Origin of the sequence: Paenibacillus arenosi, assembly GCF_014841135.1 — a bacterium.
Lineage (GTDB): Bacteria > Bacillota > Bacilli > Paenibacillales > Paenibacillaceae > Paenibacillus_B > Paenibacillus_B arenosi.
The window spans coordinates 84,175-103,479 of the sequence record NZ_JACYTN010000009.1 but is presented as its reverse complement, the minus strand read 5'-3'; the positions used below and the strand labels follow the sequence as shown (position 1 = coordinate 103,479).

Genomic DNA, 19,305 nt, shown 5'->3' with positions numbered 1-19,305 from the left:
TATAACCGGTAGTTACCAGAGAACGTAGACACGAAAAAGGGGAAGAGTCCGCAGGAGCCGTTTCGGGAATGGCCTGCGCGGTTCTTCTTAAGAGTGACTAAGTGACATCTAGGTACAAAGCCTATCTATAAAGAATCTCTAAAACGGGAGTGTGTCGATGTGAGAGAGAATACCAATGAGCAATATGGATTAACGCAAGCCCAACGCCGAATATGGTTCATAGAAATTATGAATCCGGGAACGTCAATCATGATGGTTTCCGGAACCTACCAAATGACGGGCGAGATCGACACACAGCTTCTGGAGCAAGCGGCGGTAGAGATCGTCAAAACCTATGACGCTTTCCGAATTCGAATTAGCGGGGATTTGCAAAATCCAACGCAGTGGTTCGAAGAGCCGGAGAATGTCCAAGCTAGGATAAACCACCTCGAAATAGGCACAACCGAACAATTCTATGCTTGGGTGAAAGAGGTAAGCGAAAAACCGACCAGCATGTTCGACGAACACCTCTACCAATTTACAATTATTCATTTTGCGAACGGCCAAGTATGGCTCAATTTGACGGCAAATCATATTATCGCCGACGGCTTGTCAATCAATATTGTGCTACATGCGGTGATGGAAAAATACTTGGAACTGCGCAAAGGCATCTCTAGCAGGTACCAGGCCCCTTCCTATTTGGATTATATTTCTGCGGAGCGTGAATATGAGCAATCGCAACGTTATCAAAAAGGAAAGGAATACTGGCTGACGAAGTACAACACTTTGCCTGAAACGACGGGAATTAAATCGTACCCAGCATTCTCGATCGGCAGCGAATCCAATAAACTGGCCATCACTTTGGATGGTTCCCGGTATGAACGCATTTTGGCTTTCAGCGAACAATATCAGGTCAGCTTATATACGTTATTTCTGTCCGCCATGTACGCCTTATTGTACAAGCTGACCGACAGCACCGATGTTCCGGTCGGCACGGTTTTCGCCAATCGCATAGGCAAGAAGGAAAAAGAAATGATCGGCATGTTCGTCAGCACCGTGGCTACGCGGATTTGTCTGAATCCAGACGAGCCCGTGCTTTCCTTGATCCAAACGGTTTCCAAGGAAAATATGGCGGATCTGCGGTATCAGAAATACCCTTATAACCAATTGATCCAGGATCTACGTGAACAACATGGCCGCAACGATCTTTCGGGGCTGTTCCGCACGTCTCTGGAATATCTACCTTTGAAAGTCGTGGAGTACGAAGAAATTAAGGTACGCGGGGAGACTCACTTCGCTAGTCACGAGATGGACGATTTGCTGCTACGCTTCGACCATATGCTGCATGAAGACCATGTCATTTTCAATGCTTCCTATCGTATCGGCCTGTTCGATAAGTCCGAGATTGATCGGATTATGGAACAGTATGTAACCGTGCTGGATCAATTTCTTCAAACTCCCGAACTGCCGGTACGCGAGATTTCTCTGCTGAGCGATGAGGAGAGACAACGCATTCTCAACGTTTTTAACCCGCCGGTGGCAGGGCTGAGCAAAGGAGAAGTGTTTCATCGGTATGTTGAAAAGTTTGCCCAGGAAATTCCGGATCATCCGGCAGTCGTCTACATGGACAAACAACTGACCTACGGCGAATTGAACGAACGCGCCGAGCGGCTGGCTTCTCTCCTTCGCGAACAGGGCGTGGGAAGGGAGACGATTACGGGGATCTGGGCGGAGCGTTCGGTGGAACTGCTAGTCGGGGTGCTCGCCGTTTGGAAAGCCGGCGGCGCCTATGTACCGCTGGACCCCGATTATCCGGCTGAGCGGATTGAATACATGCTCAGCGATAGCGATGCATCGGTGCTACTTACGCAGCGTCATCTGCTGGAGCAGGCCGGAGGTTGGTTGGCCGATGACCGGCTGAAGCTTCAAGCTGTCTATGCCATGGACGATGAACAGATTTATAACGGGGATGCCTTAGCCGTGGAATTTGAATCTGTAGGCAGGGACCCGCAAGACTTGGCTTATGTGATTTACACCTCGGGTACGACGGGACGCCCGAAAGGCGTCATGATCGAGCACGGTAGTCTCGTGAATACTGCGGATGCATACCGTCGCGAGTACCGGTTGGATCAGTTCCCAGTACGGCTGCTACAGCTGGCCAGTTTCTCGTTTGACGTGTTCGTCGGAGACATCGCGCGGACGCTGTATAACGGAGGCACGATGGTAATTGTGCCGAAGGATGACCGGATTGATCCGAACCGCTTATACGGCTGGATTCGGGACCAAAACATTACGGTATTCGAATCGACGCCTGCGCTCATCCTGCCGTTCATGCAGCATATTTATGAAGAAGGGCTGGACGTTAGCTCTATGCAGTTGCTGATTACCAGCTCGGATGCTTGCAGTGTCATCGATTACCGATTGCTGCAGGAAAGATTCAGTGGACAATTCCGCATCATCAATAGCTATGGCATTACCGAAGCGGCCATTGACAGCAGCTTTTACGATGAGCCGCTGGATAAGCTGCCGCCGTCGGGTCATGTGCCTATCGGCAAAGCTTGGCTGAACGCCCGGTTTTACATCGTCGATGCCGCATTAAATCCGGTTCCTGTAGGGGTTCCGGGCGAGCTTGTCATCGGTGGCGCCGGGGTGGGGCGCGGGTACTGGAACCGTCCAGACCTAACCGCCGAGAAGTTTGCAGACAGCCCGTTTGTGCTAGGCGAACGTCTGTACCGGACAGGTGATTTGGCCCGCTGGCTGGAAGATGGCAACGTCGACTTCATCGGCAGGCTCGACTATCAGGTGAAAATTCGCGGGTTCCGGATCGAACTCGGCGAAATTGAAACGGCCCTGCTGCGTTTCTCGGGCGTCAAGCAGGCTGTGGTGATCGACCGTACAGATGAGCAAGGGCAAAAGTATTTGTGCGGCTACGTGGCGGCAGATGCTTCCTTGCAGTTGAGCGATCTGCTGTCCCAATTGAAGCAAGAGCTGCCGGCTCATATGGTTCCGGCCCGTCTGGTGTCTCTTGATAAGCTTCCGCTTACGCCGAATGGAAAAATTGACCGTAAAGCCTTACCTGAACCGACCGGAGAGGTAGAAGCAGGTCGTGAGTATGTGGCTCCTCGCACAACGCTGGAAACAAGACTTGCTCTCATTTGGCAGCAGGTGTTGGGGATTGCGCGAGTTGGAGTTAAAGACGATTTCTTTGACCTGGGTGGTCATTCCTTGCGGGCCTCCCTGCTCGTTTCCAAAATTCGAAAAGAGCTGCAAGTCGAGGTCCCACTGCGGGACGTTTTCCGCTACACCACGATCGAACAACTGGCCCAAACAATCAGCGGTTTAAAGATGCAGGAGACGTATGAGATTACAAAGGTGGCTGAGGCCGAGTACTATCCGGTTTCATCCGAGCAAAAGCGTCTGTACGTCCTACGCCAGCTTGACGGGGCCGAGCGCAGCTACAATATGTCGGCGGCGCTTCTTCTCGAAGGCAAACTGGACCGCATGCGCGTCGAGCACGCGTTCCGGGCGCTGATTCAACGCCATGAGACGCTGCGTACCGGGATCGAGCAGGTTCAAGGTGAGCTTGTCCAGCGCATCTATGACGAGGTGGAGTTTGCAGTAGATTATTTCCAGACGGATGAACGGGAACTGGACCAAGTGGTGGAAGCTTACTATTGCCCGTTTGATTTGACCAAGCCGCCGCTTCTCCGCATCGGCCTGATCGAAATCGCCGAGGATCGCCACATTCTGCTGTTCGATATGCACCATATCGTCTCAGATGGCATTTCGACAGCGCTGCTTTTCGACGAGTTCAGCCGTTTGTATCGGGGCGAGGAGCTGGCTCCGCTGCATATTCAATACAAAGATTATGCCGTTTGGCAGCATTCCGAAGCCTACGGGCAGATGCTCCAGTCCCAGAAGGAGTACTGGCTGGAACAGCTGTCGGGCGAGCTGCCGGTGTTGGAGCTGCCGACGGACTTCCCGCGGCCTGCGGTGCAAAGTTTTGACGGCCGGACCGTGAAGTTTTATATCGAGAAAGAGCGGACGGAGAAGCTGAAAGAGCTGGCGGCACGGACGGGGACGACCCTGTACATGGTGCTGCTGTCGGCTTACTCCATCCTAATGCATAAATATTCGGGTCAGGAAGATCTGATTGTCGGAACCCCGATTGCCGGAAGAACGCAGGAAGAAGTTCAGCCGATTATAGGGATGTTTATCAACACGTTGGCCATTCGCAGTCGTCCGGAGCGTTCCAAGCCGTACCTTTCTTACCTGGAAGAAATCAAGGAGATTACGCTCGGGGCTTTCGAACACCAAAATTATTTGTTCGAAGACTTAGTGGAAAGCCTTCACATTCCGCGCGCGACCGGTCGCAATCCGCTCTTTGATACATTCTTCTCCCTGCAAAATACGGAGAACGAGCAAATTGTCATCGAGGGGCTGGAGCAATCATTTTATCCGTTGGAAAACCGAACATCCAAGTTCGAGCTGCTCCTGGACATTTCGGAGTTGGACGGTCAGCTCGAGTGCCGGTTGGAGTACGCAACGGCTTTGTATAAACAAGAGACCGCGGAACGGTTCGCCAGACATTATGACAAGCTGCTTGAAACCATCACAGTAGGGGCAGACGGGAATATTGCCTCGCTGGAAATGCTCACGGAGGAGGAAATCTGCGAGCTATTGCGCGGTTTCAACGATTCGGAGGCGGACTACCCGCAGCAGCAGACGATTCACGGCTTGTTCGAAGAGCAGGCGGAGCTTTACCCGGATAACGTGGCCGCGGTCATGAACGAGCGGCAGTTGACCTACCGCGAGCTGAACGAGCGATCCAACCGCCTTGCGCGGACGCTGCGGGAGAGGGGAGTAGAAGCAGATCAGCTGGTAGCGATTCTGGCCGAACGTTCGCTCGATATGGTCGTCGGCATTCTGGCGATTCTCAAAGCGGGCGGAGCCTACGTGCCTGTCGATCCTGACTACCCGGAAGAGCGCATCCGCTTCATGATCGAGGATTCGGGCGCGCCGCTATTGCTAATTCAAAAGCATCTGCACGAGAAGACCGACTTCGCAGGAACGCGCTTCGAACTGGATGATTTTGTTTGGGACGACAGAGGGGCGGACTCCGCCGATGCGCTGGATGCTTCGAACCTAGAACCGATTGCCGGGCCGGGCAACCTGGCCTATGTCATCTACACGTCGGGAACGACCGGCAGACCGAAAGGAACGCTGATCGAGCATAAGAACGTTGTGCGCCTCTTGTTCAACGACAAGAATCTGTTCGACTTCGGTCCATCTGACACGTGGACGCTGTTCCACTCGTTCTGCTTCGATTTCTCCGTATGGGAAATGTACGGTGCGCTGCTGTACGGAGGCAAGCTGGTCATCGTACCGCCGCTCACGGCGAAAAATCCGGCCGATTTCCTGGCGCTGCTGGGCCGCGAACAGGTCACGATTTTGAACCAGACGCCAACGTACTTCTACCAACTGCTGCGTGAAGTGTTAGCGGACCATCCGTACGATCTGCGGATCCGCAACATCATCTTCGGGGGCGAAGCACTGAGTCCGCTACTGCTCAAGGGCTTCAAGACGAAGTACCCGGAGACGAAGCTGATCAATATGTACGGCATTACCGAGACGACGGTTCACGTTACGTATAAGGAAATCACGTGGGTCGAAATGGAGGCGGCGAAGAGCAATATTGGTAAGCCGATCCCGACGCTGAGCGTGTACGTCCTTGATGACAACCGCCGCCCTGTACCGATTGGCGTAACGGGCGAAATGTACGTGGCCGGGGCAGGCCTTGCGAGAGGCTACCTGAACCGACCGGATCTGACGGCGGAGAAGTTCGTCGATTCCCCGTTTGCAGAGGGGGAGAAACTGTACCGCTCCGGGGATTTGGCGGCTTGGCTGCCGGATGGCAACATCGAATACCTAGGGCGGATCGACCACCAGGTGAAAATCCGCGGGTACCGGATCGAGCTGGACGAAATCGAGACGCAGCTTCTGAACGTCAAGGGCGTGGAAGAAGCGGTGGTGCTTGCCCGTCAGGACGGCGGGGGCGAGAAGGCACTTGTCGCCTACTTTGTGGCGGACCGGACACTAACAGTCAGTGAAATGAGAACCTCGCTGTCCAAGGGAATGCCGGGGTACATGATCCCGTCGTACTTTGTGCAGTTGGATCGCATGCCACTAACGTCCAACGGCAAAGTGGACCGCAAAGCGCTGCCGGAGCCGCAAGGTGGCTTGCAAACGGGTGTCGAATACGTAGCACCGCGTAATCGGACGGAATCACAGCTTGTGAATATCTGGGAGGAAGTGCTGGGTTACTCCGGCATTGGAGTCCTGGACAATTTCTTCGAACTCGGAGGTCACTCCTTGCGGGCGACGAACCTTGTCAGCGAGATTCGGAAGGAAATGAACGTCGAACTTCCGCTGCGTGATGTATTCCGCTATGCGACGATAGAGTCGATGGCTGGGGCTATTGCCAGCTTGGAAGAAACGCGGTACAGCTCGATTCCTATAGCGGAAGAGAAAGCGTACTATCCGGTTTCCTCCGCGCAAAAAAGGTTATACGTCCTGCACCAGCTGGATGACTCGGAGCTGAATTACAACCTACCAAGCGCTTTACAGCTGGAAGGGGATTTGAACGAGGCCAACTTGGAAAAGGCGCTGACTACTTTGGTGGCCCGGCACGATATGCTGCGCACCGGTTTTGAAATCGTGAATGGAGAGCCAGTTCAACGCATTCATCCCTTCGTAGCTATCAAGGTCGAGAAGCTTCAAGCAAGTGAAGATCAGGTTGCGGCTATTCTTGAGGGCTTCATCCAGCCTTTTGACTTGACCGAGCCGCCTTTGTTGCGCGCCCTGCTAATCGAACTGGAGAAAGAGAAGTTCCTGCTCGCGCTGGATATTCATCATATTGGTTCCGACGGCCTTTCCATGGACGTGCTGCTGCGCGAATTCATGCGGCTTTACAATGGGGAACAATTGCCGGAGCTGCGGATTCAATACAAGGATTACGCCGTTTGGCAGCAATCCGAGGAGGAGCGCCAGCGCATCAAAGGGCAGGAGGAATACTGGCGCGGGGTATTTAGCTCCGAGCTTCCGGTTCTTGAGCTGCCTCTCGACTTCTCCCGCCCGGCCGTCCAACAGTTTGACGGTCAAACGCTCACGTTTACGCTGGATGCGGAGAAAAGCGAAGCTCTCAAACGGCTTGCCGGTGATTCGGGTGCGACGTTGTATATGCTTCTGCTGGCTGCGTACTCCGTATTGCTTCATAAATACGCGGGACAGGAAGATATCGTGGTCGGCACTCCGATTGCCGCCCGTTCTCACGCCGACCTGCAGCCGATTATCGGCATGTTCGTCAATACGCTGGCCCTTCGCTTGGGTCCGGTGGCGGAGCGAACGTTCATGGATTACTTGCAGGAAGTGAAGGAAACGACGCTTGGAGCCTACGAGCACCAGGACTATCCGTTCGAGGAACTGGTGGAAGCTCTTCAGGTGAGTCGGGATTTAAGCCGGAATCCTCTGTTTGACACCATGTTTTCTTTGCAAAAGCACGAAAGTTTGGATGTAACCCTGGAAGGTTTGCAATGGTCGAAATTCGACATCGAGGAAAAGACGGCAAAGTTTGATCTTAGCTTGGATATCGTGGAAGCCGATAACGAGCTAGTTTGCAAGATCGAGTATGCTACCTCGTTGTTTAGAGTGGAAACGATGGTACGGCTGGCGGGTCATTACGAGCAGCTTTTGGCGTCGATCCTGGCGCAGCCGGGTGCGCGGATTTCGGATTTGGATATTTTGACGGACAGTGAAAAGCATGATTTGCTGGTCGGGTTTGACGTGTCGTCTTCGGCTCTTGCGAAGCAACCCGCCGCGGAGGGTACAGGTTTGGTTACGGATGATTCGTGGAGAGAGAGAACGTTCCACGAGCTGTTCGAGGAGCAGGTGGAGCGCACTCCGGGAGCGCTGGCGGTTGTCTATGAAGACAGCAAGCTGACGTATGCAGAGCTGAACGCCAAAGCGAATCGTCTGGCGTATGCACTGCGGGAGAGTGGGGTGAAGCCGGAGCAGGTGGTAGGTATTTTGGCCGGCCGTTCGGCGGAACTGCTGATCGGGGTGCTCGCCGTGTGGAAAGCGGGAGGCGCTTATGTGCCACTCGACCCAGACTATCCGGCAGATCGGATCGAGTATATGCTCGCGGACAGCGGGGCGTCAGTGCTGCTCACGCAAACCCGCCTGCTGGAGCAGGTGGAAGCTTGGCGCAGCGACGGAGCTCTAGTGCTGCAAACGGTGTTTGCGCTTGACGATGCCGCGACGTACAGCCTCGGAGCGGCGGAAGCGGCTGTGGGCGTACAAGCTGTGGGCGAAGCAGGCGCAGAGGCGGAGGCTTTGGCGCAAGCGGAAATGGCATCTGCCGAAACGTCCGCCACGGCAGATGCCGAGAAGAACGTACTAGCGGTGGAATTTGCATCGAATCCGGCGAATGTGAACAAGCCGCACGATTTGGCTTACGTCATTTACACCTCCGGTACGACGGGCCGTCCGAAGGGCGTGATGATTGAGCACCGCAGCCTGGTGAACACAGCGGCGGGCTACCAGCGGGACTACCGCCTGGATCAGTTCCCGATCCGTCTGCTGCAGCTCGCCAGCTTCTCGTTCGACGTGTTCGTCGGGGACATTGCGCGGACGCTGTACAACGGTGGCACGATGGTCATCGTGCCGAAGGACGACCGGATTGACCCAATCCGCCTCTACGGCTGGATTCGCGACTATGCCGTGACGGTGTTCGAATCGACTCCTGCACTGATCGTACCGTTCATGGAGCATGTTCATGCCGAGGGTCTGGACCTCAGCTCGCTGCAGCTGCTGATCACAAGCTCGGATGCGTGCAGCGTAGCGGATTACCGTACCTTGCAGGAGCGCTTCGGCTCACGGTTCCGTATTATTAACAGTTACGGCGTAACGGAAGCGGCGATTGACTCCAGCTTCTATGACGAGACACTGGAGAAGCTGCCGAAGACGGGTAGCGTGCCGATCGGGAAAGCGTGGCTGAACGCCAAGTTCTACATCGTGGATGCGAATCTGAAGCCGGTGCCTATCGGGGTGTTGGGCGAGTTGGTTATCGGTGGAGCAGGTGTGGCGCGGGGTTACTTGAACCGACCGGATTTGACGGCGGAGAAATTCGTAGACAGCCCGTTCGCGACTGGAGAGCGGCTGTACCGGACTGGGGATCTGGCGCGCTGGATGCCGGACGGCAACGTGGACTTCATCGGTCGGATCGACAACCAGGTGAAAATTCACGGCTATCGGATCGAACTTGGTGAAATTGAAGCGGTCATGCAAAATGTTGTCGGCGTGCGTCAAGCGCTTGTCATCGACCGGACGGATGAGCGGGAACAGAAATATTTGTGCGGGTATGTCGCAGCGGATTCCAGCTTCGATCTGGAAGGGCTTGTGACTCATCTGGACGCCGCGCTGCCTTCCCATATGGTGCCTTCGCGCATCATGCGCCTAGATCAAATGCCGCTTACGCCGAACGGGAAAATCGACCGTAAAGCGCTACCTGTGCCGGAAGGAAGCATTCGTGCCGAGGCTGCATACACGGCGCCTCGTACTCCTGCTGAGCAAGCACTTGTGTCGGTCTGGCAGTCGGTGCTGGGCGTGGATCAGGTCGGTACGATGGACAATTTCTTTGCACTCGGTGGCGATTCGATCAAGGCATTGCAGGTATCGTCCCGTCTTTTGCAAACGGGGTACAAGCTGGTCATGAAAGATTTGTTCCATTACCCGACGATTTCTGCCCTTAGTTTACAGCTGCAAACGGCGGAGAGAACGGCAAGCCAGGCCGAAGTGACGGGAGAAGTCATCTTGACTCCGATTCAGCGCTGGTTCTTTGAACAAAATCCGGCCGACGTGCATCACAGCAATCAGGCGTATATGCAGTTCTCCATGCAAGGATTTGACGAAGAAGCATTATGCCAAGCGGTGCGTCAGCTTGTCGTGCATCACGATGCTCTCCGTACGGTTTACCGACTAACTGAGAACGGCTATACCGCCTGGAACCGCGGCGCCGGGGAGAACGAAGCGCTGTTCGATCTGGAAGTTGTCGATTTCAAGGGAGTCGGCGACGTGAAAGAAGCGGTAGAGGCTAAGGCGAATGATATTCAAGCGAGCATCGATTTGGAAAACGGTCCACTGGTGAAGATCGGCTTGTTCCGCTGCGACGACGGCGACCACCTGCTCATCGCGATCCATCATTTGGTCGTAGACGGCGTATCCTGGCGGATTCTGCTTGAGGATTTTGCTGCCGGCTATGAGCAGGCGCTGCAAGGGCAGCCGATTCGTTTGCCGCTCAAAACGGATTCATTCCAAGTGTGGGCGAAGCAGCTTGCTGATTATGCGAACGGTCTGGCGATGGAAAGCGAGAGAGAGTATTGGCAGCATATCGAGCAATGGATCTATGAACCGCTTCCGAGAGACTTTGACCGAGGCAGATCCAAGCTGAAGGACAGCGGGCTCGTGACCGTTCGCTGGACGGCGGAGGAAACCGAACAGCTGTTGAAGCAGGCACACCGTGCTTACCATACGGAAATGAACGATTTGCTGCTTGCCGCGCTTGGCCTCGCGGTACAAGCTTGGAGCGGCCGGGAACGGGTGTTGGTGAATCTCGAAGGCCACGGTCGGGAAGATATTTTGCCGGATGTGGACATTACGCGCACGATAGGCTGGTTTACAAGCCAATTCCCTGTCGTTCTGGAGCTGGGTCACGCCCAGGCGCTCAGTCATCAGGTAAAACAGGTTAAAGAAAGCTTGCGCCGCATTCCGAATAAAGGAATCGGCTACGGCATCCTGCGTTATTTGTCGGCGCCGCGTGACGGCGAGCGCTTGGCTTTGGAGCCTGAAATCAGCTTTAACTATTTGGGTCAATTCGACCAGAATTACGAAAGCAACGGCTCGCAGCCGTCTCCGTTCAGCTCGGGTTCCGATTCAAGCCCGAATGCAGTGATGGATTTTGTTCTCGATATCAACGGTATGGTGTCGGAAGGAGTGCTGGAACTCACGATTCGTTATGGGGAAACCCAGTTTAAACGGGAAACGGTAGAGCGCCTGGGGATCCTGCTTCAATCGAGCTTGCGTGAAGTTATCAGTCATTGCGTATCGAAAGAGCTTCCGGAGCTTACGCCTAGCGACGTACTGCTTCAAGATGTGACGGTGGAGGAACTGGAGCGACTGGCCGAACATACGACGGCGCTCGGCGAACTGGAGAATGTATACAACCTGACTCCGCTGCAAAAAGGGATGTTGTTCCACAGCCTGTTGGATGCCGATTCGGAAGCTTACTTCGAACAGGTGACCTTCGATCTGTACGGAAGCCTGAATGTCGAAGACTTCATCCAAGGGTTGGATACGCTGGTGCAGCGGAATGAGACGCTGCGGACCAACTTTATTACCGGCTGGAGAGACGAGCCGATTCAAGTGGTATTCCGCGAGCGAAAGTGTGAAGTGTACTTCGAAGATATTCGCTCGGTTAGCGATGAAGGCCCGGAGAAGACGATAGCCGATTTCGTTAGCGCGGATAAAGCCAACAAGTTTGATTTGGCCCGAGGCTCTCTTATGCGCGTGACCGTTCTGCGCACGGGCGACGAGTCCTACCATGTGATCTGGAGTCACCATCACATTTTGATGGATGGCTGGTGCATGTCCTTCATGCTCAAGGAAGTGTTCGACGCCTACTTCGCGTTCCAGGAGAAGCAGACGCTGGAGCTTCCTGCGGTTACCTCGTACTCCCGGTATATCGAATGGCTAGAAGCTCAAGATGCCGCGAAAGCTTCGCGTTATTGGTCCGAGTATTTGGCGGGTTACGATCAGCAGACCAAGCTGCCCCAGGAGAACACGCAGCTGAAGCAGGGCGCTTATGAAGCGGCTGAAATCGATGTAGAACTCAGCAAGGAACTGACCAGGCAAATTGAGCGGGTGGCGCGCCAGCAGCAAGTGACGCTGAATACGTTCATGCAGACCGTATGGGGACTGGTTCTGCAGGTATACAACAACAGCGAGGATGTCGTATTTGGCTCCGTCGTATCCGGGCGTCCGGCGGAAATTCCGGGTATCGAAAGCATGATTGGCCTGTTTATTAATACAATCCCGGTCCGTATTCAAGGAAAAGCCGAGGAGACGGTAGCCGATATTTTGAGAAAAACCCAGGATCAGGCGCTGGCATCGGGAGCTTACGAAACGTTCCCGCTGTTCGAAATTCAGTCGCTGAGCGAGCAAAAGCGCGACTTGATCAACCATATCATGGTCTTTGAAAATTATCCGATGGAAGAACAAATTGAGCAGGTCGTCGGCGGAGATAAAGAAGCGATGAAAATCGCTAATATCCAGTCGCCGGAGCAAACGAACTACGACCTGGATATTACCGTCATTCCGGAAGAGCATATTTTGTTGCGGTTTACGTACAATGCGCTGACGTTCAGAGAAGAAGACATCAGGCAGATCCACGGTCATTTTGCTCGGGCACTGGAGAAGGTTGCGGCAAACCCGAACATCCGTGTGAATCAGTTGGAGCTTTTGACATCAGCGGAAAAAGAACAAATTCTCGGCGCGTTCAACCCGGCGCAGCCGGAAGCGGCTCCTACGGCGGCGTTCCACCGGCTGTTCGAGGAGCAGGCGGAACGCACACCCGAAGCGGCTTCCGTCGTGTACGAGAATGACAGGCTGACGTATGCGGAGCTGAACGAGCGGGCGAACTGCTTGGCTAATACGCTGCGTGTAAGCGGCATCGGCCGGGAGACGATTGTCGGCATTCTTGCCGAGCGTTCGGTGGACTTGCTGGTAGCCGTGCTGGCCGTCTGGAAAGCGGGCGGGGCGTATGTGCCGCTCGACCCGGATTATCCGGCAGACCGCGTGCGGTTCATGCTGGAAGATAGCGGAGCTAAGGTGCTGCTGACGCAAACGGTGCTGCGAGAGCGCGCTGAAGCCTGGCTTGACGAAGAGGGGTTAGCGCTGGCGGCCGTGCTGTACTTGGACGACGAAGCGTCGTACAGCGAGGTGCGGGCGAATGCATCGGTTGTCTCCAACATGGTCTCCGGTAAGTTGACGGATGCTGTGGATGACGGCGATGAGAGCTATCAGCATGTCGGCACTGATAGCTTCCATGAAGCCCGTCCGGAGGATCTGGCGTACGTAATCTACACGTCGGGAACGACAGGCAAGCCGAAAGGCGTAATGATTGAGCACCGCAGCTTGGTGAACACGGCGGCGGGCTACCGACGGGAATACCGTTTGGATCAGTTCCCGGTACGGCTGTTACAGCTCGCAAGCTTCTCGTTCGACGTGTTCGTAGGAGATATCGCGCGGACGTTGTACAACGGAGGCACGATGGTAATTGTGCCGAAGGACGACCGAATTGATCCGTCTCGTCTGCACCACTGGATAGAGCGGGAGCGGGTCACCATCTTTGAATCAACACCGGCGCTGATTGTGCCGTTCATGGAGTATGTGCACGAGCAGCGGCTGGATATGAGCGGGATGGAGCTGTTAATCACGAGTTCGGACAGCTGCAGCGTGGCGGATTATCGAATCTTGCAGGAACGCTTCGGCTCGTTGTTCCGAATTATCAATGCATACGGCGTGACGGAAGCGGCGATCGATTCAAGCTTCTACGACGAACCACTGATGAAGCTGCCGCAGACAGGCAATGTGCCGATCGGCAAAGCGTGGCTGAATGCGAAGTTCTACATCGTGGATGCGCACCTGAACCCGGTGCCGGTCGGGGTGCTGGGCGAGCTGGTTATCGGCGGAGTCGGGGTAGCGCGTGGGTACTTAAACCGTCCGGACCTTACAGAAGAGAAGTTCGTAGACAGTCCGTTCGCGGCGGGCGAGCGGTTGTACCGCACGGGAGACATGGCGCGGTGGATGGAAGACGGCAACGTGGATTTCATCGGCCGGATCGACAACCAAGCAAAAATCCGGGGCTACCGGATAGAGACGGGCGAGATTGAATCGCAGCTGCTGCGGGTGGAAGGCGTTCGCGAAGCGGTGGTGCTAGTTCGAAGTGACGCAGACGGGCAGAAAGCACTGTGCGCGTACTACACGCGGGATACCGGGGTGGAACTAGCAGTGAACGATTTGCGCAGCGAGCTGGCGCAAGAGCTGCCGGGTTACATGATCCCGTCGTACTTCGTGGAGCTGGAGTGCCTGCCTCTGACGCCAAACGGAAAGATTGACCGGAAGGCGTTGCCTGCACCGGAAGGGGGAGTAGGTGGAGGACACGAATACGTGGCGCCGCGCACCGAACTTGAGGCGAAGCTGGCCGCCATTTGGCAATATGTGCTTGTTCGGGAGAAGGCGGTAGGCGTAACGGACAACTTCTTCGACCTCGGCGGACACTCCCTTCGGGCGACGACGCTTGTCAGCAAGATGCATAAGGAGCTAGGCTTCGAATTCCCGCTTCGCGACGTTTTCCGCTACTCGACAGTTGAGGAAATGGCTGCGGCTATGGAGCGAATGGAGATCGGCTCGTTCACGGCTATTCCGGCTGCGGAACCTAGTGGGTATTATCCGCTCTCTTCCGCTCAGAAACGTCTCTATATCTTGAACCAGCTGGAAGGAGGCGAGCTGAGCTACAACATTCCGGGAGCAATGCTGCTCGAAGGGGAGCTTGATCGGCAGCGGTTTGAAGAGGCGTTCCGCGGGCTCGTAGCTCGTCATGAAACGCTGCGTACCGGCTTTGAAATGGTAAAAGGAGAAGCAGTTCAGCGGATTTATGAAGAAGTTGCCTTCCAGGTGGAATATGTGCACATTAGCGGGGAGCAGGCGGAAGAAACGGTGCGCCAATTCGTTCGTTCGTTTAATCTAGCGAAGCCGCCACTTCTGCGGGTAGGCCTTGCCGAACTGGCACCGGAGCGGCACATTCTGATGTTCGATACACATCATATCGTATCTGATGGCGTTTCGATGGACGTACTGATCGAAGAGTTCGTCCGCTTGTACAGCGGGGAGCCGTTGGAGCAGCTCCGCATTCAGTACAAAGATTATGCGGTATGGCAGCAATCGGACGAGCAAAAAGCTCAGCTTGCCAAGCAGGAAGCCTACTGGCTCAATATGTTCCGCGGCGAGCTGCCGGTTTTGGAATTGCCGACGGACTATTCGCGCCCAGCTATGCAGAGTTATGAGGGTCGCACGCTGCAATTGTTTATGAATAGCGAGAAAAGCGAGGGTCTGAAACGGCTTGCAGCCGAGAACGGCGCAACGCTTTACATGGTTCTGCTTGCTGGTTATACAATGTTATTGCATAAATATACAGGGCAAGAAGACGTCGTGGTTGGTACGCCGATTGCGGGAAGAAATCACAGTGATGTCCAACCGCTGATTGGGATGTTCGTCAATACCCTGGCCATCCGCAGTTATCCGACTGCTGATAAGACGTTTCTTGACTACTTGAAGGAAATCAAGGAGACGACGCTGGGCGCGTTTGAACATCAAAATTATCCGTTTGAGGAACTGGTAGATAAGGTAAACGTGGCTCGCGATTTAAGCCGCAATCCGCTGTTCGATACGATGTTTGCTTTGCAGAATACAGAGAATTTGGAAATCCAGCTTTCTGGACTCCATTTGTCGACGTATGCCAGCGAAGAAATTGTTTCTAAATTCGATCTCAGCTTGGATGTCACCGAGATCGAGGAAGGCTTGGAATATCTGTTTGAATACGCGACTGCTCTTTATAAAACTGAAACGGTGGAAAAATTGGCTACTCACTACTTGCAACTGCTTGAATCCATTCTCAGCAATCCGTCGGCGACTATTGCCGAGCTGGGTATTTTGACACCAGCGGAGAAAGAGCAAATTCTCGGCGCATTTAACCCGACGCAGCCGGAAGCGGCTCCTGTGAGCGCGTTCCACCAGCTATTTGAGGAACAGGTGGAGCGCACGCCGGAAGCGGAGGCCGTCGTGTACGAGAACGGCCGGCTGACGTATGCGGAGCTGAACGAGCGGGCGAACTGCTTGGCGGCTACGCTACGCACAAGCGGTATTGGCCGGGAGACGATCGTCGGCATTCTTGCCGAGCGTTCGGTGGACTTGCTGGTAGCCGTGCTGGCCGTCTGGAAAGCGTGCGGGGCGTATGTGCCTCTCGACCCGGATTACCCGGCAGAGCGCGTGAGGTTTATGCTCGAAGACAGCGGAGCGAAGGTGCTGCTGACGCAAACGGCGCTGCGAGAGCGTGCTGAAGCCTGGCTCGACGAAGAGGATCTGGCGCTGGAGGCGGTATTGTATCTGGATGACGAAGCGTCGTACAGCAAGGATCTGGCGAATGCGCCGATTGTCTCCAGCATTATTTCCGGCAAGCTGACGGATGCTGTGGACGACGGCGATGAGGGTCATCAGCATGTTGGCACCGACAGCTTCCATGAAGCCCGTCCGGAGGATCTGGCGTACGTGATCTACACGTCGGGAACGACAGGCAAGCCGAAGGGCGTGATGATCGAGCACCGCAGCTTGGTGAACACGGCGGCGGGCTACCGGCGGGAATACCGGTTGGATCAGTTCCCGGTGCGGCTGTTGCAGCTCGCAAGCTTCTCGTTCGACGTGTTCGTAGGAGATATCGCGCGGACGTTGTACAACGGAGGCACGATGGTAATTGTGCCGAAGGACGACCGGATTGATCCGTCTCGTCTGCACCACTGGATAGAGCGGGAGCGGGTCACCATCTTCGAATCAACGCCGGCGCTGATCGTGCCGTTCATGGAGTATGTGCACGAGCAGCGGCTGGATATGAGCGGGATGGAGCTGTTGATCACGAGCTCGGACAGCTGTAGTGTGGCGGATTACCGAACCTTGCAGGAACGCTTTGGCTCGTTGTTCCGCATTATCAATGCATACGGCGTGACGGAAGCGGCGATCGATTCAAGCTTCTACGATGAGCCGTTGATGAAGCTGCCGCAGACAGGCAATGTGCCGATTGGCAAAGCGTGGCTGAATGCGAAATTCTATATCGTGGACGCGCATCTGAATCCGGTGCCGGTCGGGGTGCTGGGAGAGCTCGTTATCGGGGGAGTCGGGGTAGCGCGTGGGTATTTGAACCGTCCGGAACTTACAGAAGAGAAATTCGTAGATAGTCCGTTCGCCGCGGGCGAGCGGCTGTACCGCACGGGAGACTTGGCACGGTGGACGGAAGACGGCAACGTGGACTTCATCGGCCGAATCGACAACCAGGCGAAAATCCGGGGCTACCGGATCGAGACGGGTGAGATCGAGTCGCAACTGCTATGGGTGGAAGGTGTGCGCGAAGCGGTGGTGCTAGTTCGAAGTGACGCGGACGGGCAGAAAGCACTGTGCGCGTACTACACAACGGATGGCGAACTGACGGCGACAGACTTGAAACGGGCGATCTCCAGCGAACTGCCGGGTTACATGATCCCGTCGTACTTCGTTGAGCTAGAGCGCCTGCCTCTGACGCCGAACGGAAAGATCGATCGGAAGGCGCTGCCAGCGCCAGAAGGGGAAGCAAGCGCAGGCCGCGAATACGTGGCGCCGCGCACCAAACTGGAGGCAAAATTGGTCGCCATCTGGCAGGACGTGCTCGGACCGGTCACGATTGGCGTGACGGACAACTTCTTCGACCTCGGCGGGCACTCCCTGCGGGCGACGACGCTGGTCAGCAAGGTGCACAAGGAGCTGAGTGTGGACCTGCCGCTGCGCGATGTGTTCCGGCACTCGACCGTCGAAGCGATGGCCGAAGCGATTAGCCAATTGGAGCGACAGGAATACCTCTCCATTCCAGTACTGGATAAGAGGGATTACTATCCACTTTCCTCCGTGCAAAAACGGCTGTATATCCAGCAGCAGATGGAAGGCGCCGAGCTTAGCTACAACATGTCAGGCATGACGGTCCTCGTCGGGCGCTTAGAACGGAAACCATTCGAGTTGGCGCTCAAAGGAGTGATAGCTCGTCACGAAATTTTACGAACCGGCTTCGAAATGGTTGACGGCGAACCGGTACAACGGATATATCCGGACTTGGAGTTTGCCGTCGAGTATACGAAAGCGACGGAAAGTGAAACGAAGAGCCTTGTAGACGACTTTGTGCGCGTCTTTGATTTGGAGCGACCGCCGCTGCTGCGCGTGGGCTTAGTCGAATGGGAGGCGGAACGGCATCTGCTCATGCTGGACATTCATCATATCGTCACGGATGGCATGTCGATGGGCATCTTCGTTGAAGAGCTGCTGCGCCTGTATAACGGCGAGACTCTGGAACCGCTTCGGGTTCAATATAAGGAATTCGCCGCTTGGCAGCAGTCCGAACCTATAAAAGAGCGGCTGAAACGTCAGGAAGCCTACTGGCTGGACGTGCTGGAAGGTGACCTGCCGACGCTTGAACTACCTACGGACTTTGTCAGACCTGCCGCTCGCAGCTTTGAGGGAGATGTGCTACCTTTCAGCATCGACAAGCAGATGACCGACAGCTTGCAGCGCATTGCCGATGAGAACGGTGCGACCCTTTATATGGTGTTATTTACGGCCTATTCTATCCTGCTCAGCAAGTACTCGGGACAAGAAGACTTCATCGTAGGCACGCCGGTTTCGGGCCGCACACATGCCGACCTCGAGCCGCTCATCGGAATGTTTGTCAACACTTTGGCGATTCGACATTATCCGTCCGGGGAGAAGACGTTCCTCGCTTACTTGAACGAAGTCAAAGAAACGATGTTGGGGGCATACGACCATCAGGATTATCCGTTTGAGGAGCTTGTGAAAAAGCTACAGGCGCCGCGAGATCAAAGCCGCAATCCTGTATTCGATGTCGTGTTTGTCCTAGAAACCAAGGAAGATAACGTTCAAAGCTTCGGGGATATCAAGATCGAATCTTATCCGGAAACACATACGGTTTCCCAATTTGATCTTACCTTGGTCATCTCGTTGCTGGATGAGGGAATGAACGGACAGTTTGAATATGCTACCAAGTTGTTTACGCGCAATCTGATCGACAATTTCGCTCAGGATTTGCTCGTGATCATCACCCAAATTGGCGAACAGCCTTCGGTGCTGTTGAAGGATATTTCCCTGAACGGGCAATCCGAACAGGAGCAAGATATGCTAGAGGCTATTGATATTATTTTCTAATCACTTAACTGGCTTGGGTGTATGCCGTATTTCTCTCGGTATGCATCCTGCCGGTTTTTTTTTTTTTTTTTCAATTGAAAGAAGTGAATATTGGATTACTAAGAGATTAGTATTAGTAAGTGTTTTGATAGAAGAATTTAATAAAATAAAAATGAATAATAACCTAACTTTAGTTCAAAAAGAGTATTTGAAGACAGTACT

The 19,305-nt window shown here is 54.6% G+C and carries 1 protein-coding gene; it reads left to right on the top strand.

Annotation, left to right across the window (positions count from 1 at the left end; all coding sequences use genetic code 11):
* Positions 1–159: 159 nt before the first annotated feature.
* Complete coding sequence (locus IFO66_RS13325) at positions 160–19,104, top strand: non-ribosomal peptide synthase/polyketide synthase (protein WP_192025609.1); 18,945 nt, start codon at positions 160–162, stop codon at positions 19,102–19,104.
* Positions 19,105–19,305: the final 201 nt, after the last annotated feature.